Below are 24,039 nucleotides of genomic sequence, written 5' to 3'. Positions count from 1 at the left end.
CATTTTCCCCCGCGATCATCGGGCGTACAGTGACTCATCGCGTCCGTTCGGATACTGAAAGCAGCCGATGCTGCCCGCTCCAGTGCCGCACGGTCGTCCGCCGAGGAGGTGACCTGCCTTGCCAGCGGACGCCCCCGGCTTCCGCACTCACCGGGTTCAGGAGATCTTCTGGACCAGGACATCCCTGCTGCTGACCACGCTTGTCGTGGTCTCGGGACTGGCCTTCTGGATCTCCAGCTCGATCGACCCGGGTACCGGGAAGAACCTGTTGACCGCCGTCGCGACCGGCACGATGGTTTCCGCCGTCGTCGGTTTCGGCCAGACGCTGATCACCGCGCGCGCCGCGCGCGAGGCGATGCTCAACCCGCTCGTGGAGGAAAGCCGCAAGGCGCTGCGCGAGCTGGCCGAGGAGTACCGCTCGCTGAACCAGGAGTTCTTCCCCACGCACGTCTTCGAGGCGAGCGTCGACCCCGACCCGACGTTCAACGCGTTGATGATGCGGGACCTGCGCGGCGCCAGGCAGTACTGGTTCCGCGGGTTTTCCGGCCGCTACGCGGCGGTGCGGCTGCTGGCCGCGCACGCGGAGTGGGAGGTGCGCGCGGTGGTCGCCGACCCCAAGGAGCGCAGCGCGATCAGCGGCCGGGCCCGCTACCTCGCGCGGCGCGAGGGCGCCGAGACCGACCTCGACATCGTCCGCGAGGGCCTGCACCAGGAGATCCGCATCGGACTCGTCGGGCTGTTCCTGGCCCGGTCGCGGTGCACGAGGATCGATGTCACCGTGGTCGCCGACCCGCCGCTGGACCGCGTGGAGATGTTCGACGACAGCGTGTGGATCACCCTGTTCAGCGACCCCGCCACCCCGTCGCCCTACCCCAGGACGCTGCGCTTCGCCGAGTGCTCGTTCATCCACGGCATGGAGCGCGCCGACTTCGGCAGGCTCCACGCCACCCGCGACGCCCGCAGGCTGGTCATCACCCCGGAGACCAGCCGCGCGGAGTTCGCCGCGCAGTTCGCCGGGATCACCGGAACCCCGCTGACCGACGAAGGCTTCGCGGAGCTGGAGGCCGCCTTCCACGGCTTCCGCCGGGAATTCTCCGCCAAAGCCGAACTGGAGAGTTGATACCGTTGCTCACCCGTGTCCACGCGCTCCCCGACCTCGCCGAACGGCTGACGAGCGAGACCCACGGCCCGCACTGGAACTCCGTCCACGCCGTGTTCGAGTCCTGGGTGGACGGTCGTCCGCCGAAGGCGGCGCTGCGCCGCCACCTCACCGACCTCGCCCCCGCCGAATCCGCCGAACTGGTCTCCAGGTCCCGGGAGACCACCACCCACTTCGCCTGGTGCCTGCGCGACCGCCCCGACGAACCGTTCACCTTCTGGCTGCACGAGTACAAACCGCAGCGGGACTGGCGGGCGGGCTACGCCGACTCCGTGCACAACCACCGCTACCACTTCTGCACCGTCATCCTCAGCGGCGGCTACCGCCACGAGCGGTTCTCCGCCACCATCGATCCGGTGACCGGCCTGGTCGACGCGGCGACCATGACCCGCGGCGCCGACTACGCCCTGGGCACCTCCGGCTACCTGCTCGCCAGTGAGTTCCACCGCATCCCGACGGCGCTGGACGGCACGATGACGTTCCTGGTGAAGTCGAGACCGGTGGCCCCGTGGAGCCTCTCGTTCGACCCGGGGACCGGCCTCGGTCACCGGCACGTGCCCGTTGAATGCCGTCTCCCGGAGCTAACCAAGCGCATCTGACTCGATTTACCATCACCCCACCCGACGAGCACGGGAGGGGTTCCCTTGTCAGCGCCTGCCACCAACCGGCCTACCCACCTGCCCACAATCAGCCGCCACTCGATCGCCGCCGTCGAACACGACGTTCGTGATCTCTGCCACCGCTACGCCGAGCGCCTGCCGTTCCACGGCTGGCACCACGTCGGCTTCGTCCGCGACAAGTCCGTCGAGTTCGCCGGGGCCAACGGCGCCGACGTCGCGGTGGTGGAGGTGGCCGCGCTGGTCCACGACGTGAATTACCTGGTCAGGCGCAACTCGGCGGCCGCGGCGGGCTCCGGCCTGCGGCTGCGGCTGCTGGCAGGCGCGGGCGTGCGCCCCACCACGGCGGCCTGGATCGACGCGATCGTGGACGAGGCCGAGATGCGCACGCGGCATCGGGACATCAGCATCGAGGCCCAAGCCCTCTCCGACGCCGACACCCTGTTCAAGGCGCTGCCGGTGACCCCGGTCGTCCTGGCCCACCGCTACCTGGACGAGAACGGCGTCACCCTGCGCGAGCTGGCCGAGAAGATCGTCGGCGAACAGGGCGACGTCCACGACGAAGGCTTCTACTTCTACTCCCCCGACGCCGCCGACCAGTACTCGAAGTGGGCGAGTGCCAATCTGCAACTGTGGCGGTGCATCAAGGAGTCTTTGGACGATCCGACGGTGGAGCGGTTGCTGGCCGCCGTGAGTTGATCCGGGGCGGCGGGTCGCTCCCCAGTCCGGTGGGAGCGGGGCCGGGTTAGAAGGGCCAGCCCAGAACCGGCAGGCCGAGGGCGGAGTCGACCGCGAGCGCCAGGAAGACCAGCGTCAGGTAGCTGTTCGACAGGTGGAACAGCTTCATGGGGTTGGCGGGCTCGTCGCGCTTGATGGCCACGTGCAGCTTGTGGGCGTAGACCAGGAACCAGGCGCCTGCCAGGATCGCGAAGGCGAAGTAGACCCAGCCGGTCGCGGGCAGCAGCAGCAGCGTCCAGGCCACCATCACCCACGAGTAGACGACGATCTGCTTGGCGACCTGCACCGGGGTGGCGACCACCGGCAGCATCGGCACACCCGCCTTGGCGTAGTCGTCGCGGAACTTCATCGCCAGAGCCCAGAAGTGCGGCGGGGTCCAGAAGAAGATCACGCCGAACATGACCAGGGCGGGCCAGGCCACGTCGCCGGTGACGGCCGCCCAGCCGATGACCACCGGCATGCAGCCCGCCGCGCCGCCCCAGACGATGTTCTGCGCCGTCCGGCGCTTGAGCACCATCGTGTAGACGAGGACGTAGAACAGGATCGCGCCGACGGCCATGGCGGCGGCCAGGAGGTTCGTCGTCGCCCACAGCCAGGCGAACGACAAGACCCCGAGGACCACGCCGAACACCAGCGCGTTGCGTGCGGGCACGGTGTGCTGGGCCAGGGGGCGCGACTTGGTGCGCTTCATGAGCGCGTCGATGTCGGCGTCGACCACGCAGTTCAGGGCGTTCGCGCTGCCCGCGGCCATGGTGCCGCCGATGAGCGTGGTCAGCACCAGCCACGGGGACGGGATGCCGCGCTCGGCCAGCAGCATGGCCGGGACGGTCGTGACGAGCAGGAGTTCGATGATCCGGGGCTTGGTGAGCGCGACGTAGGCGCGCAGCACCTCTCCCCTGGACGGGGCGGGGGGTGCGTCGGCGGGCACGGGGGTCACCGACGGCATCTCGCTCCTCATGTGGTGGTGCTCGGCCCTGAGACGCAGGTCACCAGGGTCGTGCGGAGTTTGCGTCCGGTGCCGCTCGGGTACGCGGCACAGGACCGAATGTTAACCGCGCGGTGGCCGGCGCCCGGTATCGGGTGGCGCGATCGGCCGAGTTCGGACGGAGATCACAGCGGCGCGGAGCGTCCGGCGGCCCACCGGACTAGGCTGGCGCGCGGACCAGGGATGACCTGCGGGTCGTGGCAACCCAGCCGTCTGGTGAGCTGGGCGCGACGAACCGCCAGACCTTATGGAAGTGGGAGCGCGAAGTCCGTGTCCGCCAGCAGTGACGTCCCAACGAACCTGACCACAGCCTCGGTGCCCGACGACTGGACCGACCTCGACCGGCGGGCGGTGGACACCGTCAGGGTGCTCGCCGCGGACGCCGTGCAGAACGTCGGCAACGGCCACCCCGGCACCGCCATGAGCCTCGCACCCCTGGCCTACGCCCTCTACCAGCGGGTGATGCAGCACGACCCGAGCGATCCGGAGTGGATCGGCCGGGACCGGTTCGTCCTCTCCTGCGGTCACTCCAGCCTGACCGTGTACCTGCAGCTCTTCCTCTCCGGCTACGGCCTGGAGCTGGAGGACATCAAGGCGCTGCGCACCTGGGGCTCGAAGACCCCGGGCCACCCCGAGCACGGCCACACCGCGGGCGTGGAGATCACCACCGGCCCGCTGGGCCAGGGCCTGGCCTCGGCGGTGGGCATGGCGATGGCCGCCCGCCGCGAGCGCGGCCTGTTCGACCCGGAGGCCAAGGCCGGGCAGAGCGTGTTCGACCACCACGTGTACGTGATCGCCTCCGACGGCGACATCCAGGAGGGCGTGACCTCCGAGGCGTCGTCCATCGCGGGCCGCCAGGAGCTGGGCAACCTCGTCGTGTTCTACGACGACAACCAGATCTCCATCGAGGACGACACCGCCATCGCGCTGTCGGAGGACGTGGCCAAGCGCTACGAGGCCTACGGCTGGCACGTGCAGGTCGTCGAGGGCGGCGAGAACGTCACCGGCATCCTGGAGGCGGTCGAGAACGCGAAGGCGGAGACGACCAGGCCGTCGTTCATCCTCCTGCGCACGATCATCGGCTACCCGGCGCCCAACCTGATGAACACCGGCAAGGCGCACGGCGCCGCGCTGGGCGAGGACGAGGTCGCCGCGGTCAAGGAGATCCTGGGCTTCGACCCGAAGCAGAGCTTCCAGGTCGACCAGGAGGTCCTCGCGCACGCCCGCGAGGTGGCCGAGCGGGGCAAGGCCGCCCGCGCCGCGTGGGAGGGCCGCTTCGCCGAGTGGGCCTCGGCCAACCCCGAGCGCCGCGAGCTGCTGGACCGCGCCACCGAGTACAAGCTGCCCGACGGCTTCGCCGAGGCGCTGCCCTCGTGGGAGCCCGACGCCAAGGGCGTCGCCACCCGCAAGGCCTCCGGTGAGGTCCTCAACGCCATCGGCGGGCTGCTGCCGGAGCTGTGGGGCGGCTCGGCCGACCTGGCCGAGTCGAACAACACCACGATCAAGGGCGCGGACTCCTTCGGGCCCGAGGTGGCGGCGACCAAGGAGTGGAAGGCCACCCCGTACGGCCGGACGCTGCACTTCGGCATCCGCGAGCACGCCATGGGCTCGATCCTCAACGGCATCGTGCTGCACGGCCCGACCCGCCCGTACGGCGGCACGTTCCTGGTCTTCAGCGACTACATGCGCCCGGCGGTGCGGATGGCCGCGATCATGGGCCTGCCGGTCACCTACGTGTGGACGCACGACTCGATCGGCCTCGGCGAGGACGGCCCCACGCACCAGCCGATCGAGCACCTGGCCGCGCTGCGCGCCATTCCCAACCTGGTCGTGCTGCGGCCGGGTGACGCCAACGAGACCGCGGCGGCGTGGGCGGCCATCCTCGGCCAGTCCACCCAGCCGGTCGGCCTGTGCCTGACCCGGCAGAACCTGCCGGTGCTGGCGGGCACGAAGGAGAAGGCGGCCGAGGGCGTGGCCCGCGGCGGCTACATCCTGGAGGACTCCGAGACGGTGCCGAAGCTGGTGCTCATCGCCACCGGCTCCGAGCTGCAGATCGCCGTCGAGGCGCGCGCGGTCCTGGAGGCCGACGGAGTGCCCACCCGGGTGGTCTCGATGCCGTCGGTGGAGTGGTTCGACGCCCAGGACCAGGCCTACCGCGACACCGTCCTGCCGCCGACCGTTCACTCCCGCGTCATCGTCGAGGCGGGTATCGCCCAGCCGTGGCACCGCTTCGCCGGGTCCACGGGGGAGATCGTTTCCATTGAGCACTTCGGCGCGTCAGCGGATTACCAGACGCTGTTCCGCGAGTTCGGCTTCACTACCGAAGCCGTGGTCGCCGCCGCGCGCCGCACCCTCACCGCGAACGGAGGAGCCCAGTGACCGACCTGCTGAAGAAGCTGTCCGAGGCCGGGGTGTCCATCTGGCTGGATGACCTGTCCCGCGAGCGGCTCCAGTCCGGCAACCTGGACGAGCTGATCCGCGACAAGCACGTCGTCGGCGTCACCACCAACCCGACGATCTTCGCCTCGGCCCTGGCCGACGGCGAGGCCTACACCGAGCAGGTGCGCGAGCTGGCCGCGCGCGGGGCCTCCCTCGATGAGTCCGTCCGCGAGCTGACCACCGCCGACGTGCGGCACGCCTGCGACAAGTTCCGCGAGGTGTGGCAGGCCACCGACGGCGTGGACGGCCGGGTGTCGATCGAGGTGGACCCGGGCGTGGCCAGGGACGCCGACGCCACCCTGGCCCAGGCGCTGGACCTGTGGAAGACCGTCGACCGGCCGAACCTGCTCATCAAGATCCCAGCCACCGAAGAGGGCCTGCCCGCGATCACCAAGACCATCGCCGAGGGGGTCAGCGTGAACGTGACGCTGATCTTCTCCGTCGAGCGGTACGAGGCGGTCATGGACGCCTACCTCGACGGCCTGGAGCAGGCCAAGGCCAACGGCCACGACCTGCGCTCGATCCACTCGGTGGCCTCGTTCTTCGTGTCGCGGGTGGACGGCGAGGTCGACAAGCGCCTCGACGCCATCGGCACGCCCGAGGCCCAGGCGCTCAAGGGCCAGGCCGCGGTGGCCAACGCCCGGCTGGCCTACAAGGCGTTCCAGGACGTCTTCGCCACCGAGCGCTTCGCCGCGCTGGCCGCCGACGGCGCCCGGCCTCAGCGTCCACTGTGGGCCTCGACCGGGGTCAAGAACCCGGACTACCCGGACACGCTGTACGTCGACCAGCTGGTCGTGGCCGACACGGTGAACACGATGCCGGAGAAGACGCTGAACGCGGTCGCCGACCACGGCCGGATCACCGACGGCGTCTTCACCGATACAGTGACCGGGACCGACGAGGACGCCACCGAGGTCTTCACTGCCCTGGCGGACGCGGGCATCGACATCGATGCCGTGTTCCTGGCGCTGGAGAACGAGGGCGTGGAGAAGTTCGAGAAGTCCTGGACGGAGCTGTTGGAGACCGTCAAGGGCCAGCTCGACTCCGCGAAGTAGACACTTCGCGAAGTAGACACAGCAGTACCGGACTGGACGAGAGAGGGCAGACGCCGCACATGGCAGACCACCCCGGGGAAGTCGCAGCAACGATCAACGACCAGCGGCTGTCCGAGGAGGCGAGCCCTCTCATCGACCAGCTGGTCGCCGACGCGGTCGCCTCGCGGCTGACCTCGCAGGACCACACGCTGTGGGGCGAGGCGGCCGAGGCCGAGGCGGCGGTCCGGCTGGCCTGGACGACGCTGCACGAGACCTCGCGCCCGCTGCTCGCCGAGATCGACGCCCTCCGCGCGGAACTGCGCGCGGAGGGCGTCGACCGGGTCGTGCTGGCGGGCATGGGCGGCTCGTCGCTGGCGCCGGAGGTCATCACCGCCACCGCGGGCGTCCCGCTGACCGTGCTGGACACCACCGACGCCGACCAGGTCGCCGACGCGCTCGCCGGTGACCTGGAGAACACGGTGCTGGTGGTCTCGTCCAAGTCCGGGTCCACGGTGGAGACCGACAGCCACCGGCGGATCTTCGAGGTCGCGTTCCGCGAGCTGGGCATCGACCCCGGCTCGCGGATCGTGGTCGTCACCGACCCCGGCTCCCCGCTGGAGGAGCTGGCCTCGGGCTACCGCCGGGTCTTCCAGGCCGACCCGAACGTCGGCGGGCGCTACTCGGCGCTCACCGCGTTCGGCCTGGTGCCCGCGGGCCTGGCGGGCGCCGACGTCGCCGCGCTGCTGGACGAGGCCGCCGCGGCGAGCCGGGTGCTCTCCCAGGACACCGCCGACAACCCGGCCTTCGTGCTGGCCGCGGCGCTCGCGGGCGCGCACGCGCGCGGCGCGGAGAAGGTCGTGCTGGCCGACACCGGCTCGGGCATCACGGGCTTCGGCGACTGGGCGGAGCAGCTGGTGGCCGAGTCCACCGGCAAGGACGGCACCGGCCTGCTGCCGGTCGTCGTGGAGAGCCCCGAGGCCCCCGGCTTCGCCGACGCGGGCGAGGACGCCACGGCCGTGGCGATCGGCGCCACGGGCGGCGCGCTGTCGACTTCCGGGTCGCTCGGCGGGCTCATCCTGCTGTGGGAGTACGCGACCGCGATCGCGGGCAAGCTGCTGGGCATCAACCCCTTCGACCAGCCGGACGTGGAGGCCGCGAAGAAGGCGGCCCGCGCGCTGCTGGACAACCCGACCGAGCAGGGCGGCACCGGCCAGTCCTTCGTGGACGGCCCGATCGAGGTGTACGGCGCGCCCGACGGCGTGACCTCCCTCGGCGAGGCCTTGCAGGTGCTGACCGGCGCGGCCCCGGAGTTCGGCTACATCTCCGTGCAGGCCTATCTGGACCGCATCGCCGACGCATCGGCCGCGGTGCTGCGCGGCGAGCTGGCCCGCAAGACCGGCCTGCAGACCACATTCGGCTGGGGTCCGCGGTTCCTGCACTCCACTGGCCAGTACCACAAGGGCGGCCACCAGAACGGCGTGTTCCTGCAGCTCACCGGCGCGGCCGAGATCGACATCGAGGTCCCGGACCGCCCCTACAGCCTCAACACGCTGCAGCTGGCGCAGGCCGCGGGCGACGGCCAGGTGCTCTCCGGCCTCGACCGCCCGCTGCTGCGCCTGCACCTGACCGACCGCGCCGCGGGCCTGGCCCACCTGGTGCACACCCTGGCCGAGGTGGCCAAGTGACGAGGGCTTGGACGAACCCGCTGCGCGATGAGCGGGACAAGCGCCTGCCGCGCATCGCCGGGCCGTGCGGCCTGGTCATCTTCGGCGTGACCGGAGACCTGTCGCGCAAGAAGCTGATGCCCGCCATCTACGACCTGGCCAACCGCGGCCTGCTGCCGCCGGGCTTCTCGCTGGTCGGCTTCGCCCGCCGCGACTGGGCCGACCAGGACTTCGGGCAGGTCGTCTACGAGGCGGTCCGCAAGTACGCGCGCACGCCGTTCCGCGAGGCGGTGTGGGACCGCCTCGCCGAGGGCTTCCGGTTCGTCGCGGGCACCTTCGACGACGACGCCTCCTTCGACAATCTGGCCAAGACGGTCGCCGACCTGGACGAGGCGCGCGGCACCAGCGGCAACCACGCCTTCTACCTGTCGATCCCGCCGGGCGCGTTCCCGACGGTGACCAAGCAGCTGGCGCGCAGCGGCCTGGCCGCGCCGAAGACGCCGGACGAGTGGCGGCGCGTCGTCATCGAGAAGCCGTTCGGCCACGACCTGGCCAGCGCCAAGCAGCTCAACGACATCGTCAACGACGTCTTCCCCGAGGAGTCGGTGTTCCGCATCGACCACTACCTCGGCAAGGAGACGGTGCAGAACCTGCTGGCGCTGCGCTTCGCCAACCAGCTGTTCGAGCCGATCTGGAACGCCAACTACGTCGACCACGTGCAGATCACCATGGCCGAGGACATCGGCCTCGGCGGGCGCGCGGGCTACTACGACGGCATCGGCGCCGCGCGCGACGTCATCCAGAACCACCTGCTGCAACTGCTCGCCCTGACGGCGATGGAGGAGCCGGTCTCCTTCAGCCCGTCGGCGCTGCGCACCGAGAAGATCAAGATCCTGGAGGCGACCAGGGCGACCGGCCCGTTCGCCGAGACCACCGCGCGCGGGCAGTACGCGGGCGGCTGGCAGGGCGGGCAGAAGGTGCCCGGCCTGCTGCAGGAGGAGGGCTTCGCCAAGGACTCGATCACCGAGACCTACGCGGCGATCACCCTGGAGGTCAACACCCGCCGCTGGGCCGGGGTGCCGTTCTACCTGCGCACCGGCAAGCGCCTGGGCCGCCGCGTCACCGAGATCGCGGTGGTGTTCAAACGCGCCCCGCACCTGCCGTTCGACCAGACCGCCACCGAGGAGCTGGGGCAGAACGCGCTGGTCGTGCGGGTGCAGCCGGACGAGGGCGTGACCATGCGGTTCGGCTCGAAGGTGCCGGGCAGCACGATGGAGGTCCGCGACGTGTCGATGGACTTCAGCTACGGGCACGCCTTCACCGAGTCCTCCCCCGAGGCCTACGAGCGGCTGATCCTGGACGTGCTGCTGGGCGAGCCCTCCCTGTTCCCGGTGAACAAGGAGGTCGAGCTGAGCTGGCAGATCCTGGAGCCGGTCCTGAAGTACTGGAAGACCGCGGGCAAGCCCGAGGACTACCCGGCGGGCACCTGGGGCCCGCCATCAGCTGATCAGATGCTGGCGCGCACCAGCAGGCACTGGAGGCGGCCGTGATCATCGACCTGCCCTCGACCACCACGTCGCAGGTCAACACCAAGCTCGTCCAGGTGCGCGAGCAGGGCGGGGCGAACACGCTCGGCCGCGTGCTCACCCTGGTCATCGTCACCGACGACGGCGAGCGCACCGAGGACGCGATCGACGCGGCCAACGAGGCCAGCCGCGAGCACCCGTGCCGGGTGATCGTGGTGGCCCGCGGCGCGCGCAAGGCCGCGGCCCGCCTGGACGCGCAGATCCGCGTCGGCGGGGACGCCGGGGCCAGCGAGGTCGTCGTGCTGCGCCTGTACGGCGCGCTGGCCGACGAGGGCGCCTCCTGCGTCATCCCGCTGCTGCTGCCGGACGCCCCGGTCGTGGCCTGGTGGCCCTTCGAGGCGCCCGCCAAGCCCGCCGACGACCCGATCGGCAAGCTGGCGACGCGCCGGATCACCGACTCGGCCGCCGACCGCAACCCGATCAAGGCGCTGGAGGTGCGGCAGAAGAACTACGCCGAGGGCGACACCGACCTGGCGTGGACGCGGCTGACGCTGTGGCGCGCGGTGCTGGCCGCGGCGCTGGACCTGCCGCCGTACGAGAAGATCAGCGCGGCGACGGTGACCGGCGAGGGCGACTCGCCGTCGACGGACCTGCTGGCGGCGTGGCTGGCCTCGCGGCTGCGGGTGCCGGTGCGCCGGGTCAAGACGACCACCGGGCAGGGCATCTGCACGGTCGTGCTGGAGCGCAAGTCCGGCGTGGTCGAGCTGGACCGCCCGGACGGCAAGGTCGGCACGCTGACCCAGCCCGGCCAGCCGTCGCGCCGGGTGGCGCTGCAGCGCCGTGAGATCCGCGACTGCCTGGCCGAGGAGCTGCGCAGGCTCGACCCGGACGAGATCTACGAGAGCACGCTGAAGTCGCTGACGAAGGTCGACCGCGCCCGCGCCGCCGCCAAGCCGAAGGCCAGGGCGGAGGCCAAGTCCGAGCCACCGGCGGAGCCGAAGCCGCCCGCCAAGCGCGCCAAGGCCGTCGCCGCCGCCCGCTCCGGCCCGGCGGAGAAGGCCGCGCACCCGGCGTCCCCGCCGCGCAAGACCGCCAAGAAGAAGGCCGCGTCGTGACCCGCCGGGTCGACGTGCACCCGACCCCGGACGCGCTGGCCGAGGCCGCCGCCGCCCTGCTGCTCACGCGGCTGGCGGCGGCCCAGGCCGAGCGCGGCTCGGCGTCGCTGGCCCTGACCGGCGGCCGCACGGGCATCGCGGTCCTGGAGCGCGTCCGCGACTCCCCCGCCCGCTCCAGCGTCGACTGGTCCGCTGTGGACATCTACTGGGGCGACGAGCGCTTCCTGCCCGCGGGCGACCCGGAGCGCAACGAGACCCAGGCCCGCGCGGCCCTGCTCGACCACATCCCGGTCGACCCGGCCCGGGTCCACCCGATGCCCCCCTCCGACGGCGACTTCGGCGACGACCCGGACGCCGCCGCCGCGGCGTACGCGGCGGTGGTCGAGGGCAAGCTCGCCTTCGACGTGCACCTGGTCGGCGTGGGCGAGGAAGGCCACACCCTCTCGGTCTTCCCCGACTCCCCCGCCGTCCACGAGACCGAACGCACCGTGGTCGCCGTCCGCGACTGCCCGAAACCCCCGCCGACGCGCGTCAGCCTGACCCTGACGGCCGCCAGGCAGTCCCGCGAGGTCTGGCTGATGACGACGGGCGCGAACAAGGCCGAGCCGGTGGCGGCGGCCTTGGCGGGCGCCTCCGAGGTGGACATCCCGGCAGCCGGGGCGCGCGGCAAGGACCTGACGCTGTGGCTCCTCGACACCGACGCCGCAGCAGGCAGGCGCAACGGCTGAGAGCCGGACGCGGCACCGGATCGCGCGGTCGGGCCGTCGCGTGGGCAATCCCACGACACGCCGCCACAACATGTGGGTGAAGTGTCGACGTTCCGGCCCATGTATTGTGCCTCGTTAGCTGGTTCGGCCACCTCCTCGCAGGGGTGGCCGTCGCAAGAGGGAACCCGGTGCGAGTCCGGGACTGCCCCGCAGCGGTGAACGGGAACGACCGCCGTCAATGAAGCACTGGGCCGCCAGGCCCGGGAAGCGACGGCCAGTAGGAGCGCCTCGACAAGGCGTGCGCCCGTGAGTCCGAAGACCTGCCAGCACCCGCGCGCAGCCGTGCGCGGGGTGTCCGCGGCCCCGAGGGAGGGCGCGAGGACGTGCGGCCGGTGCCGCCCTCCTCGCCTGTCCTCGTGGGCCTGGCTCGCGAGGAGAGGGCTTTGACGGTCTCGGATACCCGGACCACGATGCGCGTGCGCAAGCGCGACGGCGCGCTGGAACCGGTCGACCTCGACAAGATCGTCAGCGCGGTGCGCCGCTGCGCCGACGGGTTGTCCGATGTGGACCCGATGCGGGTCGCCACCCGCACGGTCAGCGGGCTCTACGACGGGGCGACCACCGCCGAGCTGGACCGGCTGGCCATCCAGACCGCGGCTGAGCTGGTGGCCGAGGAGCCGCAGTACTCCAAGCTCGCCGCCGGTCTGCTGGCCGCCTACATCGGCGAGGAGGTGCGCGGGCAGGGCGTCGGCTCCTTCAGCGAGGGGGTCGCGCTGGGGCACGCCGAGGGGCTGATCGGCGACGAGACCGCGGCGTTCGTCAGCAAGCACGCAGAGGAGCTGGACGCGGCGATCGTCGCCGACGCCGATCGCCGCTTCGAGTACTTCGGCCTGCGCACCGTCTACGACCGCTACCTGCTGCGCCACCCGGCCACGCGCGCGGTCGTGGAGACCCCGCAGCACTGGCTGCTGCGCGTGGCGTGCGGCCTGTCCCGCGACTGGGAGGAGGCCGTCGACTTCTACCGGCTGATGTCCTCGCTGGCCTACCTGCCCAGCTCCCCCACCCTGTTCAACTCCGGCACCCGGCACACCCAGATGTCCTCGTGCTACCTGCTGGACTCCCCGCGCGACGAGCTGGAGTCGATCTACGAGCGCTACGCCCAGGTGGCGCGGCTGTCGAAGTTCGCGGGCGGGATCGGGGTGCAGTGGTCGCGGGTGCGCTCCCGCGGCGCGCTGATCCGCGGCACCAACGGGCACTCCAACGGGATCGTGCCGTGGCTGCGGACGCTGGACGCCTCGGTGGCCGCGGTCAACCAGGGCGGCCGGCGCAAGGGCGCGGCCTGCGTGTACCTGGAGCCGTGGCACCCGGACGTGCTGGAGTTCCTTGAGCTGCGCGACAACACCGGCGAGGACGCGCGCCGCACGCACAACCTGAACCTGGCCAACTGGATTCCCGACGAGTTCATGCGCCGGGTGGAGGCCGACACCGACTGGTCGCTGTTCGACCCCGACGAGGTCCCCGAGCTGACCGACCTGTGGGGCGAGCGCTTCGACGAGGCCTACCGGGCCGCCGAGCTTGCCGGGCGCGCGGCGCGCACGGTCAAGGCGCGCGACCTCTACGGCCGGATGATCCGCACGCTCGCCCAGACCGGCAACGGCTGGATGACGTTCAAGGACACCGCGAACCGGACCTGCAACCAGACCGCGTCGCCGGAGAACGTGGTGCACCTGTCGAACCTGTGCACCGAGATCCTGGAGATCACCTCCGACAGCGAGACCGCCGTCTGCAACCTGGGCTCGGTCAACCTGGGCGCGCACGTGCTCGGGTCCGGCATGGACTGGGACCGGCTGCGCGAGACCGTGCGCACGGCCGTCACCTTCCTCGACCGGGTGATCGACATCAACTACTACCCGACCGAGGAGGCCGCGCGCTCCAACCCGCGCTGGCGGCCCGTCGGCCTGGGCGTGATGGGCCTGCAGGACGTGTTCTTCCGGCTGCGCCTGCCCTTCGACTCCCCCGAGGCGCGCGAGCTGTCCACCCGTGTCGCCGAGGAGATCTACCTGACGGCGCTGGAGACCTCGGCCGCGCTGGCGGCCCAGGCGGGCCCGCACCCGTCCTACGAGCTGACCAGGGCCGCGCAGGGCCAGTTGCAGCCGGACCTCTGGGGCGTCACGCCGACGCAGACCGAGCGCTGGTCGGCGCTGCGCGCCCGGGTCGCCAAGGTGGGCCTGCGCAACTCGCTGCTGATCGCCGTCGCCCCCACGGCGACGATCGCCTCCATCGCGGGCTGCTTCGAGTGCATCGAGCCGCAGGTGTCGAACGCGTTCAAGCGCGAGACGCTGTCCGGGGAGTTCCTGCAGGTCAACTCCTACCTGGTGGCCGAGCTGAAGAAGCGCGGCCTGTGGACCGCCGACATCCGGGCCAGGCTCAAGCGCGACGACGGCTCCGTGCAGGGCATCACCGAGCTGCCCGAGGACGTCCGCGCGCTGTTCCGCACCGCGTGGGAGCTGCCGCAGCGCGCCCTGATCGACATCGCCGCCGCGCGCGGCGCCTACATCGACCAGAGCCAGTCGCTCAACCTGTTCGTCGCCTCGCCGACGATCGGGAAGCTGTCCTCGATGTACCTCTACGCCTGGAAAGCCGGGCTGAAGACCACGTACTACCTGCGCTCGCGCCCCGCGACGCGCATCCAGCAGGCCACCGTCCCGACCAGCGCCGCGCCCGCCGCGCCGACCGCCGAGGCGATCGCCTGCTCCCTGGAGAACCCCGAGTCCTGCGAGGCATGCCAGTGACCACCGCCGACACCCCCACCCGCACCCGCGACGCCGCCCTGCTCGACCCGGGCATGGACCTCACGCTGCGGCCGATGCGCTACCCGCTGTTCTACGACCGCTTCCGTGACGCGATCAAGAACACCTGGACCGTCGAGGAGGTCGACCTGCACAGCGACCTCGCCGACCTGAACAAGCTCTCCGACGCCGAGCGGCACCTGGTCAACCGCCTGGTCGCGTTCTTCGCCACCGGCGACACGATCGTGGCCAACAACCTCGTGCTGAACCTCTACGAGCACATCAACGCCCCCGAGGCCCGGCTGTACCTGTCGCGGCAGCTGTTCGAGGAGGCCGTGCACGTCCAGTTCTACCTGACGCTGCTGGACACCTACCTGCCCGATGAGGACGAGCGCGCCGCCGCGTTCGACGCGGTGGAGAACATCCCGTCGATCAGGGACAAGGCCGAGTTCTGCTTCAAGTGGATCGACTCGATCGACAGCCTGAACCGGCTGGAGACCAAGGCCGACCGCCGCTCGTTCCTGCTGAACCTGATCTGCTTCGCCGCCTGCATCGAGGGCCTGTTCTTCTACGGCGCGTTCGCCTACGTCTACTTCCTGCGCTCGCGCGGCCTGCTCAACGGCCTCGCCTCGGGCACCAACTGGGTGTTCCGCGACGAGTCGATGCACATGGCCTTCGCCTTCGACGTGGTCGACGTGGTGCGCCGCGAGGAGCCGGACCTCTTTGACGACGAGCTCAACGCCCAGGTCGTGGAGATGATCTCCGACGCCGTCGACGCCGAGACCCGCTTCGCCGAGGACCTGCTGGTCGGCGGCGTGGCGGGCATGTCGGTGGCCGACATGCGCGCCTACCTTGAGCACGTCGCGGACCGGCGGCTGGCCGTGCTCGGCCTGCCGCCGGTCTACGGGACGGCGAACCCGTTCGCCTTCATGGAACTGCAGGACGTCCAGGAGCTGTCGAACTTCTTCGAGCGCCGCGTCTCGGCCTACCAGGTCGCGGTCAGCGGCTCGGTGGCCTTTGACGAGGACTTCTAAGCGGGACCTCTAGCGCAGTCCGGCCTTCACCGCGACCTCGACCAGCAGGTCGGGGTCGTCGGTGATGATGCCGTCGACGCCGAGGCCGATCAGCCTTTCCATGGTCGGCGCGTCGTTGACGGTGTAGGGCACGACCTTGAGGCCCTTGCCGCGCAGCCGCGGGACCGGCGGCCCGTGGAAGTAGGCGGGGTCCTCGCGGACATACCAGTCCGGTGAGGTGACAGTGCCCTGGCGGGGGTCGTGCACCTGCCAGTTGGCGGAGACGGTGGAAGCGCCGGAGGCGCGGACCAGCTCGGCGAGGTCCCGGTGCTTCCACCAGTCCAGGCCCCCGGTCCACGGGCTCGTGACCCGCGGGTCGCCGTAGACGGCTCGCAGCGAGCACTCATCGGCGAGGCTCGCGCACTCCCGCGGCCCGTACTGCCAGACCAGGGCGACGGTCTCGATGCGGCGGTCGAGCTTGCGCGAGAGCATGATCGTCCGCCAGTCGAAGGACTGGAGCGTCACCCGTCCGGTGAACCCGGCGCGCCGCACCTCGGCCACGACCGTGCGGGTGAACACGTCGTAGGGGGCGGTGTCGTCGGCGATGGGGCTGATCTTGGTCTCGATGTTGAGCCGGACGTCGCCGCGCCCGGAGGCGCGCACGGCGGCGAAGACCTCGGCCAGCGTCGGGACCCGCTCGCCGGGCGCCGGGCGCTGCCGGGGGAACTCCGGCAGCGTCTTGGAGCCGCAGTCGAGGGTCTTGACCTGGGCGAGGGTCAGGTCGCGGACGCGTCGGCCGACATACGGCGATCCCGGGACGGTGTCCTCGCAGTGCGAGCCGTTGACGGTCCGGTCGTGCAGGACGACGACGTGGCCGTCGCGGGTGATCCCGGTGTCCAGCTCCAGAGTGGACACACCGGGGTTGGCCAGGGCGTGCCGGAACGCGGCGAGGGTGTTCTCCGGCAGGACGGCGCGCGCGCCGCGGTGGCCCTGGATGTCGAAGTCCGCGGTGCGGCGCTCGGGCAGGCGGTAGCCGCGCTCGGCGAGCAGGGAGCGCAGGCGGTCGGGGTAGTCGGTGATGAGGCCGTCCGCGCCGTCATCGATCAGCTTGGCCATGGTAGGGGTGTCGTTGACCGTCCACGGGATGACCTTGAGGCCGTTGCGGTGGGCGTGGCGGACCATGGCCTTGGTGACGTACGGGCGGTAGCCGGGATCGGTGACCTTGCCGTTCTGGGGGAAGCCGTGCACGGGGGAGAAAGCGCTTGCGCCCAAGGTCTTGACGGCGGCGATCGGGTCGCCGCTGAAGTCATCGATGTCGAGACCGCCGAGCCAGGGCGACCGGCCGGGCTGATCGACCTGCAGGAACTCGTAGTTGGTGAGCGCGACCCGCGGGATGCGCGGCGCCACCTCCCGCCACAGCATGAGCGCGCCCCAGTCGAAACTCTGGACACTGACCCGGTCGGCGACCCGCGCCTTCACGATCTCCCGGTGGGTGATCCGGACGAACTGCTCCCTGGGCGCGGTTTCCTGCGGAGCGCCCGCCTCCACTTTGGTCTCGATGTTGAAGCGAACATTCGCGCGGTAGCGCTCGGCGAGGGCGAACACCTCGCTGAGCAGGGGCATCCGGGAACCTGGGGCGAGGCGCTGTCCCGGGTGGTCGGGGAGGCGGAGGGAGCCGCAGTCGAGGGTGCGGACCTGGGCGAGGGTCAGGGAGTGGACGAACTTGCCGACGTAGGGGAACTCGGGGTCCCCGGCGGTGGCGGTGTCACGGCACTTGCGCGCGTCGACGCGCCTGTCGTGCGTCACCACGGCATGCCCGTCCTCGGTGATCTGGACGTCCAGTTCGAGGGTGGACACCCCGATCCGGAGAGCGTTTCCGAAGGAGCTGAGGCTGCTCTCCACCCGCAGGCCGAGACCACCCCGGTGCGCCTGAAGGTCGAACTCGCGGTGCCCGCGCGCTTGGGCGGGCAGCACCAACACCCCGGACAGCCCGATCGCGGCGGTGACCGCTGCGGTGAGGATTCGCTTCATGGCGCGCATGCTCGCCTCCTGACGCGTCCGGGCGGTGGATGTCAGGTTAACGAGACGGGGGTTGTCCACAGGACCGCCGATCGGATGGGCGGTGGGGGTTTCCCGGCTGCGGTGCCGCGTGCTTCGGCTATCCCCGGGAAGCCGGGGCGTGGTCGGGGAAAGTGGCGTTCAGCAGGGTCAGCAGGGCTCCCGCTTTGACCACCGTTTCCTCGTGCTCCTCAACCGGGTCCGACAAGGCCACGATCGCGCCGCCCACGCCGAAGGACACCTCGCCCGGCCGCACCACCAGCGTCCTGATCACCATGCTCAGGTCCGCCGCGCCGGTCAGCGAGAACCACCCCAGCGCGCCCGAGTACACCCCCCTCGGTCCCCGCTCCAGCTGATCGATGATCTCCATCGTCCGCTCCTTCGGCGCCCCCGTCATCGACCCCCCGGGGAAGGCCGCCCGCAGACACCGGACCGCTGACACTCCCTCCGCCAACCGAGCACGCACGGTGCTCACCAACTGGTGCACGGTCGCATAGGACTCCACCGCGAACAGCGCGGGCACGTGCACCGAGCCGACCTCCGCGTACACCCCGAGGTCGTTGCGCACCAGGTCCACGATCATCAGGTTCTCCGCGCGGTCCTTCTCCGCCGTCGCCAGGTCGTGGCGCAGCGCCGCGTCCTCCTCCGGTGTTCGGCCGCGCGGGCGGGTGCCCTTGATGGGCCGGGATTCCACCGCGCCGTCGGCCGACACCGCCAGGAACCTCTCCGGCGACGCGCTCAGCACCGACCGGTCCCCGAAGCGCAGGTACGCCGCGAACGGAGCCGGGTTGCCCGCGCGAAGCCTGCGGTAGGCCTGCCACGGATCGATGTCCCCAGGCGCGGTCAGCTGGTTGGTCAGGCAGACCTCGTAGGACTCGCCTTCGTCGATCGCGGTCAGGCACTCGTCGATCATCCGCAGGTACTCGGCCCGGTCGTGGCGGGCGGCGAGGGGGCCCACGGGGGCGACCGGTGCGGGCGGGGGCAGTGGGGACAAGCCCGCCAGGCGGTCGGCGGTCTCGTCCAGCCAGGCGGTCGCGGCGGGCTCCAGGCCCGGGGTGGCCAGGGCGAGCAGGTGGATCTCGCCCAGGTGGTGGTCGAAGGCGATGGCGCGGTCGGCGAAGACGAGGGCGGCGTCGGGGTCGGGGCTGGGGTGGGTGCGGTGGCCGCCGGTTTCGGCCTTCAGTTCGTAGCCGAGGTAGCCGACCCAGCCCAGGGCGAAGCCGAACGGCAGGTGGGGGACGTCGACCACCCAGTCGGCCAGGTCGGTGTCGAGCCAGTCGAGGAAGGGGCCGCGGTGGACGGTGGTTCCCGTTCGGCTGGTCACCGTCACGGTGTCGAGGTCGGTGGTGGCGGTTCGCGCCAGCGGGCCGGTGGCGTCGCCGAGGAAGGAGAAGCGGCCCGCTGTCGCCGAGTCGAGCCAGAAGGCGTGGTCGGTGTCGCGGTAGAGGGCGTCGAAGGCTTCCTCGGCGGTGACCGGGAGGGTGAGGTGGCGGACGAGGACCCTGGCGTTCGGCGGCTTCGGGCGCGGCGCAAGGGTGATCGACTCCCTCGGGTGCTCGGTGTGGTGGCGGCGGGTCATCGCGGCGAAGTTGGCCAGCATGTCCACGCCGTGCTCGGTGCAGATCGACTCGGGGTGGAACTGCACGCCCCAGGCCGGGCGGTCGCGGTGGCGCACGCCCATCAGCACGCCGTCGTCCGACCAGGCCGTGGGCAGCAGGGTCGGCGGCAGGTCGGTGACGGTCAGCGAGTGGTAGCGCACGACGCGCAGGGGGTTCGGCAGGCCGTCGAAGAGGTCGCGGCCGTCGTGGTGGACCGTCGACAGCCTGCCGTGGCGGACCTGGGGCGCGTGGTCGACGGTGGCGCCGGCGAGCAGGCACAGGCCCTGGTGGCCGAGGCAGACGCCCAGCAGCGGCTGGCGGGCGGCGGCGATGACGGCGGCGCTGAGGCCGAAGTCGCGGTGCCTGCCGGGGTGCCCCGGCCCGGGCGAGATGACGATGTTGTCGAAGTCGGCGAGGCCGCCGAGGTCCCAGTCCTCGTCGTTGCGCACGACCGTGGGCCTCGCCCCGTCCAGCGCGGCGAGCGCCTGGTAGAGGTTGTAGGTGAAGGAGTCGTGGTTGTCCACGATCAGCGTCCGCACGGCCCCTCCTCTCGTTTGCGCTCGCACAGGATTCGCGGGTGGGTCGTCCCAGCGCGGCGCCGGATGCGTCTCCTAGGTAACGAGGAGGGGCAATCCATGCCACAGAACCAGCACCACCCGGCCCCGAACCGCGAGAATGCTACCGCCGGCTCGGCGGTGCCCCGGCCCCGCGCCGACGACCACGACCGGGCTGACCAGCCCGAACCGCAGGACGGTGGAGGTGGCAGGCTGACACCCGTGTTGCCCCGCCAGTTCCCCCTGCGCCTACCGCGCGCGTTGGCCCAGGCCAGCCAGCGCACCCGCGCCGTCGCCTCCGACGTCGCCGCCGTCGTGCTGGCCGCGCTGGACGTGTGGCTGGTCGTCCCGGAGGCGCCGCCCTGGTACTCGCCGTGGTTCAGCTGGCTGTCGGTGGCCGCCCTGCTGCTGCGCCGCTACCTGCCCTTCGGCACGGTGCTGCTGTGCGTGCCCGGCTTCTTCTTCGGCTGGGCCCAGCTGGCCGCCATGATCGCGCTGGGGTCGCTGGCCAAGCGCGAACTGCTGTCCTGGAAGACGGTGGTCGGCGCGTCGCTGGTCTGCGTCTGCCGGTTCATCCTGTGGCCGTGGGTGGACTTCCTGGACCTGACCTGGAAGCAGCACGTCCTCGACGCGATGTACGGCGTCCTGGTCTCGGGCATGCCGGTGGCCATCGGCATGCTGATCACCGTCCGCGGCCAGCTCTCGGCCCGCATCCGCGACCTGGCGCGCAGCCGCGACCGCGAGAAACGCCTCTACGCCGCCACCGTGCGCGCCGCCGAACGCGCCAAACTCGCCCGGGAGATGCACGACGTCGTCTCCCACCAGGTCACCCTCATCGCCATGCAGGCGGGCGCCCTGCAGGTCGGCACCGAGGACCCCGAGTCCCGCGAGGCCGCCGCCACGATCCGCGCACTGAGCACCCAGACCCTGGAGGAGCTGCGCGAACTGGTCGGCGTGCTGCGCTCCGGCGGCGACGAGGACGAGATCCAGCCCGGTCTGGACGAAGTCGACACCCTGGCCCAGGACGGCGTGGCGATGACCATCTCCGTCGACCCGGTCGACGTCCCGCCCCCGGTGTCCCGCGCGGCCTACCGGACCGTCCAGGAGGCGCTGACCAACGTCCGCAAGCACGCGGGCGGGGCGCGCACGCTGGTGCTGGTCACCGAGGCCGAGGGGCACCTGGAGATCGAGGTCCGCAACAGCAGGCCGCGCCGAGGGCAGGCGGCGTTCCCGTCGGGCGGACACGGGCTGCTGGGGCTGCGGGAACGGGCGTCACTGCTGTCGGGGACGCTGGACGCTGGGCCGACCTCCGATGGCGGGTACCGGGTCGTCGCGCGCTATCCGCTGTGAAGCAGCGCATAGCCCGATCGGTTGAATAGCGACCAATCGACGCACTTGCCCTCTGCTTCCTGCGTACTTTGGCGCGCAACGAAGGGGGAATAGTGAGTTCCGAAGGATTCACCGTTGCGTTGGACACAGTGGAGCAGTGCGCAACGATAACTCTGCCGAGCATTAGCGCCCGACTCGCGCCCATCACCGCGGCGCTGACGGGGCCACCGGCCTACGACGCAGGCAGCGCCCTGGCGGTGCACATGGCGCACAGCGGTCATGTCGCGGCGATCGCCCGCCGGAACCAAGCAGTGAACGAAGCCTTGGAATCGACCGCGCGGGCACTGCTGGAGATTGTGGCGTTGTACCGCCGCGCCGACGGGCAGGACTGACAAGGATGGTCCAATGGATCACTGATGCCCAGTTGTTCGACGCCGAGGCTTCCGTTGGAAGCAAGGTACAAGAAGCGATGCAGGTGCTGACGGAGATGGACATCGCTCTCCCACCGACCGAGATGACCGGCATGACGGAATGCCTGACGCCATCACCGGAGTCAGTTCTGGTGGAATGCGAGCGGCTTCACCGCCTGTATCTCATGACCATCGACGATGTCCCCGTTGATATCGAGTTAAGAGCCGCCGAGAACCAGCTGCAATCCTGGCAGGGCAGCGCAGCGGCGGAGTTCAAGAATCGGCTTACCGCCATCGGCAGCGTGCACGAGCAACAGAAGCTTCTGCTGGGGAAGGCGACGCTTCACGCGGGCGCGCTACTCAGTCTCATCAAAGGGATACGACAAAGTTACCTCGACGTGGCCCTTGAGACCGTGGCGGCACTCGATGCCGAGATCGGCAACACGGACAAGCGGCAAGCGAAAACATTCATCGCCATCGGATCCGACCTCGTCCGCGACGTGCTCACAATGGACTTCTCCAGGCTGCTCACCGGCTCGATCGCCGTGATGATCGGCGTGGCCAAGAACCTCGCGGACTACCTGATCGAAGGGTCCAGGTATGAAGAGATCATTGAGCGCTACCACACGGGCTGCGGTCAGATCAACGAACAGTACCGCTCTGGCCTAGCGCACTTGGCCAACGAGATCTCGATGGACTTCGAGAACGTGACCTCGATGGCCACCCGCTTGGACGACCCGCTTCCGCCCAACGTGGACATCCATAGCCCGAACTTCGAGTACCGGCACTTCGCCCACGAATCCATGCCGGTTTCGGAATACGACCCCCAGGTGGAGCGGGAAAAGGAGCGCATGGCCGACGCACAGCGCGACCAGCAGTCCGCCATTGACCGCAGGTTGGTGGGCGACCGGTGAGTCTCCCCCGAGTTGCCCGCCTCGTGCTGCTGCTCGCCGTGGTCGCAGGCTGCGCTCCGGAGACGGGTGTCGCCGTTCCCGGCGAGCAGGCCACGACAACCACCGCGCCCGCGGATCCGACAACCCCACGTCAGACTCCGAAGTCGGAGTTCCCCGACGCTCCGCCGAACATCACCGCAGGCCCGGTTGTGCGTCAGGGCTGGGAGCGGCCGTGCGAGTTGTTGGACGACGCCACCGCCAAGCGGATCGGCATCGCCGGGGACGCTGATCCGGGCCCTGGGACTAACATACGGGCCAGTTGCAAGCGCAAGGCGGATGGCGAACGAATGGAGTTCGAGCTTTTCAGCCGGTTCAGCATGTTCTACGACCCGTACTTGGACACGTGGGAGTACTACGCCGAGGCGGATGTGCACGGGCTGCCCGCCGGAGTGTTCTCCGAGCAGGCGCAGCCGACGGAGATGTGTGCCGTCGCCGTCGCGATCAACGAGACCGCCTCGGTCTCCGTCGACCTGCGGACCGCGCAAGGCGATCCCGAGGTGTGCGGCCGGGCGCTCGCGGTCGCCGCGCACGTCGTGGGTGAGGTCATCGGCTGAGCCGATGCGGCGGAGCGAGTCGACGCGACATGACCGCGGCGCGTTCGATGCATGCTTCGGATCCTGTGACGACGGGCCACCGACCTGCTGGTCGGTGGCCCGTCGTCATTGCCTCACAGCTCGCGCTTGGCCTTCAGCTTCGCCAGGGCCTCGGCGAGGATGGCCTCGCCGTCGGCGTCGGAGCGGCGCTCCTTCACGTAGGCCAGGTGGGTCTTGTAGGGCTCGTTGCGGGGCGCCTTCGGGGGCGCCTGCTCGTCGAGGCCTGCCGGGAGGCCGCAGCGGGGGCAGTCCCAGGAATCAGGCCGCTCCGCGTCGACGGCGAAGGCCGGGCGCGACTCGTGGCCGTTGGCGCACCAGTAGGACACCCGCTGCCGAGGGGCGGACTCGCCGCGCTCGGATTCGCCCATCGGACCGGCTCCGACCCGCGTGCCGCGGATCGCGTTGCCACCGGACATCAGGAATTCACTCCCCCACTAATCAGGCGACCTTGACCAGCAGGCCAAGACCCACGATGCAGATCACCCAGATCGCGCCGATGAACAGGGTCGCCCGGTCCAGGTTCTTCTCCACGACGCTCGACCCCGACAGGCTGGACTGCATGCCACCGCCGAACAGCGACGACAGACCGCCACCGCGACCGCGGTGGAGCAGCACCAACAGGATCAGCAGAAGGCTGGTGACGATCAGAGCGATCTGCAGGGTCAGGATCATGTCATCCTCGCTGTCGAACGGTGGAAGCCAAGGCTACCGGGTGCGGTAGCGCCGCCCGACCACCGGCCCGGGTGGGCCTGCGGCGA

Annotated in this window: 19 protein-coding genes, 2 pseudogenes and 1 riboswitch; of the genes and pseudogenes, 15 read left to right on the top strand and 6 right to left on the bottom strand. The window is 70.7% G+C overall.

Features of this window, described 5'->3' with window-relative positions; translation table 11 throughout:
* The first annotated feature begins 118 nt into the window (after positions 1 to 118).
* From ACFPM7_RS13320 to ACFPM7_RS13310, 3 genes are all read left to right on the top strand, one after another.
* Complete coding sequence (locus ACFPM7_RS13320; RefSeq protein WP_378247579.1) at positions 119 to 1,120, top strand: hypothetical protein; 1,002 nt, start codon at positions 119 to 121, stop codon at positions 1,118 to 1,120.
* Between the two features lie 5 nt (positions 1,121 to 1,125).
* Positions 1,126 to 1,758, top strand: coding sequence for a hypothetical protein (locus ACFPM7_RS13315; RefSeq protein WP_378247577.1), 633 nt, complete (start codon positions 1,126 to 1,128; stop codon positions 1,756 to 1,758).
* A gap of 78 nt (positions 1,759 to 1,836) precedes the next feature.
* Positions 1,837 to 2,475, top strand: a complete 639-nt coding sequence (locus tag ACFPM7_RS13310; RefSeq protein WP_378248000.1) for an HD family phosphohydrolase — start codon at positions 1,837 to 1,839, stop codon at positions 2,473 to 2,475.
* Positions 2,476 to 2,521: 46 nt separating this feature from the next.
* Here the strand turns inward: ACFPM7_RS13310 and ACFPM7_RS13305 are convergent, their stop codons facing one another.
* A complete protein-coding gene (locus tag ACFPM7_RS13305) occupies positions 2,522 to 3,460 on the bottom strand; it encodes a heme o synthase (protein WP_378247998.1) in 939 nt (312 codons plus the stop codon).
* 354 nt (positions 3,461 to 3,814) lie between these two features.
* Here ACFPM7_RS13305 and tkt point away from each other — a divergent pair, with 354 nt between their 5' ends.
* The 8 genes from tkt (at position 3,815) to ACFPM7_RS13265 (ending at position 15,807) form a co-directional block, all read left to right on the top strand.
* The gene (gene tkt, locus ACFPM7_RS13300) at positions 3,815 to 5,878 is read left to right on the top strand and encodes a transketolase (protein ID WP_378247575.1); all 2,064 of its coding nucleotides are present in this window, start codon (positions 3,815 to 3,817) and stop codon (positions 5,876 to 5,878) included.
* The gene (gene tal, locus ACFPM7_RS13295) at positions 5,875 to 6,993 is read left to right on the top strand and encodes a transaldolase (RefSeq protein ID WP_378247573.1); all 1,119 of its coding nucleotides are present in this window, start codon (positions 5,875 to 5,877) and stop codon (positions 6,991 to 6,993) included. Before tkt ends, tal begins: the two co-directional genes overlap by 4 nt.
* Before the next feature lie 59 nt (positions 6,994 to 7,052).
* Positions 7,053 to 8,657: a glucose-6-phosphate isomerase gene (locus tag ACFPM7_RS13290; protein ID WP_378247571.1), complete on the top strand. Its 1,605-nt coding sequence runs from the start codon at positions 7,053 to 7,055 to the stop codon at positions 8,655 to 8,657.
* Positions 8,654 to 10,186 (top strand): glucose-6-phosphate dehydrogenase, encoded by a 1,533-nt coding sequence (gene zwf, locus ACFPM7_RS13285; RefSeq protein ID WP_378247569.1) that lies wholly within the window; start codon positions 8,654 to 8,656, stop codon positions 10,184 to 10,186. Before ACFPM7_RS13290 ends, zwf begins: the two co-directional genes overlap by 4 nt.
* On the top strand, positions 10,183 to 11,277 hold the full coding sequence (gene opcA / locus ACFPM7_RS13280; RefSeq protein ID WP_378247567.1) for a glucose-6-phosphate dehydrogenase assembly protein OpcA: 1,095 nt from the start codon (positions 10,183 to 10,185) through the stop codon (positions 11,275 to 11,277). Before zwf ends, opcA begins: the two co-directional genes overlap by 4 nt.
* Complete coding sequence (pgl, locus tag ACFPM7_RS13275; RefSeq protein ID WP_378247565.1) at positions 11,274 to 12,005, top strand: 6-phosphogluconolactonase; 732 nt, start codon at positions 11,274 to 11,276, stop codon at positions 12,003 to 12,005. Before opcA ends, pgl begins: the two co-directional genes overlap by 4 nt.
* Before the next feature lie 102 nt (positions 12,006 to 12,107).
* Positions 12,108 to 12,326, top strand: a riboswitch (cobalamin riboswitch).
* Positions 12,327 to 12,427: 101 nt separating this feature from the next.
* Complete coding sequence (locus tag ACFPM7_RS13270) at positions 12,428 to 14,776, top strand: ribonucleoside-diphosphate reductase subunit alpha (RefSeq protein WP_378247563.1); 2,349 nt, start codon at positions 12,428 to 12,430, stop codon at positions 14,774 to 14,776.
* Positions 14,767 to 15,807 carry a ribonucleotide-diphosphate reductase subunit beta gene (locus ACFPM7_RS13265; protein WP_378247561.1) on the top strand — a complete coding sequence of 347 codons (1,041 nt, stop codon included), beginning with the start codon at positions 14,767 to 14,769 and terminating at the stop codon, positions 15,805 to 15,807. The genes ACFPM7_RS13270 and ACFPM7_RS13265 overlap by 10 nt, the downstream gene beginning before the upstream one ends.
* 9 nt (positions 15,808 to 15,816) lie before the next feature.
* On the opposite strand, the pseudogene ACFPM7_RS13260 reads toward ACFPM7_RS13265, so the two are convergent.
* The 3 genes and pseudogenes from ACFPM7_RS13260 to pabB all read right to left on the bottom strand — a co-directional run.
* Positions 15,817 to 16,761 (bottom strand): annotated as a pseudogene (locus tag ACFPM7_RS13260) (glycerophosphodiester phosphodiesterase family protein); the annotation flags it as partial.
* A gap of 42 nt (positions 16,762 to 16,803) precedes the next feature.
* Positions 16,804 to 17,826, bottom strand: a pseudogene (locus ACFPM7_RS13255) (glycerophosphodiester phosphodiesterase family protein); the annotation flags it as partial.
* A gap of 118 nt (positions 17,827 to 17,944) precedes the next feature.
* A complete protein-coding gene (pabB, locus tag ACFPM7_RS13250) occupies positions 17,945 to 19,981 on the bottom strand; it encodes an aminodeoxychorismate synthase component I (RefSeq protein ID WP_378247559.1) in 2,037 nt (678 codons plus the stop codon).
* A gap of 237 nt (positions 19,982 to 20,218) precedes the next feature.
* Between pabB and ACFPM7_RS13245 the strand changes: the two genes are divergently transcribed.
* From ACFPM7_RS13245 to ACFPM7_RS13230, 4 genes are all read left to right on the top strand, one after another.
* Positions 20,219 to 21,346 (top strand): sensor histidine kinase, encoded by a 1,128-nt coding sequence (locus ACFPM7_RS13245; RefSeq protein ID WP_378247557.1) that lies wholly within the window; start codon positions 20,219 to 20,221, stop codon positions 21,344 to 21,346.
* Positions 21,347 to 21,438: 92 nt separating this feature from the next.
* Positions 21,439 to 21,717, top strand: coding sequence for a hypothetical protein (locus tag ACFPM7_RS13240; RefSeq protein ID WP_378247555.1), 279 nt, complete (start codon positions 21,439 to 21,441; stop codon positions 21,715 to 21,717).
* Between the two features lie 5 nt (positions 21,718 to 21,722).
* Positions 21,723 to 22,649 carry a hypothetical protein gene (locus ACFPM7_RS13235; protein ID WP_378247553.1) on the top strand — a complete coding sequence of 309 codons (927 nt, stop codon included), beginning with the start codon at positions 21,723 to 21,725 and terminating at the stop codon, positions 22,647 to 22,649.
* Positions 22,650 to 22,672: 23 nt separating this feature from the next.
* Positions 22,673 to 23,242, top strand: coding sequence for a DUF3558 family protein (locus ACFPM7_RS13230; RefSeq protein ID WP_378247551.1), 570 nt, complete (start codon positions 22,673 to 22,675; stop codon positions 23,240 to 23,242).
* Positions 23,243 to 23,355: 113 nt separating this feature from the next.
* Here ACFPM7_RS13230 and ACFPM7_RS13225 read toward each other — a convergent pair whose 3' ends face one another.
* On the bottom strand, positions 23,356 to 23,697 hold the full coding sequence (locus ACFPM7_RS13225; RefSeq protein ID WP_378247549.1) for an RNA polymerase-binding protein RbpA: 342 nt from the start codon (positions 23,695 to 23,697) through the stop codon (positions 23,356 to 23,358).
* A gap of 22 nt (positions 23,698 to 23,719) precedes the next feature.
* The gene (gene secG, locus ACFPM7_RS13220) at positions 23,720 to 23,953 is read right to left on the bottom strand and encodes a preprotein translocase subunit SecG (RefSeq protein ID WP_378247547.1); all 234 of its coding nucleotides are present in this window, start codon (positions 23,951 to 23,953) and stop codon (positions 23,720 to 23,722) included.
* Positions 23,954 to 24,039: the final 86 nt, after the last annotated feature.

This window comes from Actinokineospora guangxiensis, assembly GCF_042657845.1.
Lineage (GTDB): Bacteria > Actinomycetota > Actinomycetes > Mycobacteriales > Pseudonocardiaceae > Actinokineospora > Actinokineospora guangxiensis.
Note: the sequence above shows the minus strand (reverse complement) of the source record. Positions and strands in the feature narration are given on the sequence as shown.

Coding starts and splice junctions, on each gene's coding strand:
- ACFPM7_RS13305 (WP_378247998.1), bottom strand. CDS start 3,460: ATGCCGTCGGTGACCCCCGTGCCCGCCGACGCACCCCCCGCCCCGTCC.
- ACFPM7_RS13290 (WP_378247571.1), top strand. CDS start 7,053: ATGGCAGACCACCCCGGGGAAGTCGCAGCAACGATCAACGACCAGCGG.
- ACFPM7_RS13265 (WP_378247561.1), top strand. CDS start 14,767: ATGCCAGTGACCACCGCCGACACCCCCACCCGCACCCGCGACGCCGCC.
- ACFPM7_RS13235 (WP_378247553.1), top strand. CDS start 21,723: ATGGTCCAATGGATCACTGATGCCCAGTTGTTCGACGCCGAGGCTTCC.
- ACFPM7_RS13225 (WP_378247549.1), bottom strand. CDS start 23,697: ATGTCCGGTGGCAACGCGATCCGCGGCACGCGGGTCGGAGCCGGTCCG.
- secG (WP_378247547.1), bottom strand. CDS start 23,953: ATGATCCTGACCCTGCAGATCGCTCTGATCGTCACCAGCCTTCTGCTG.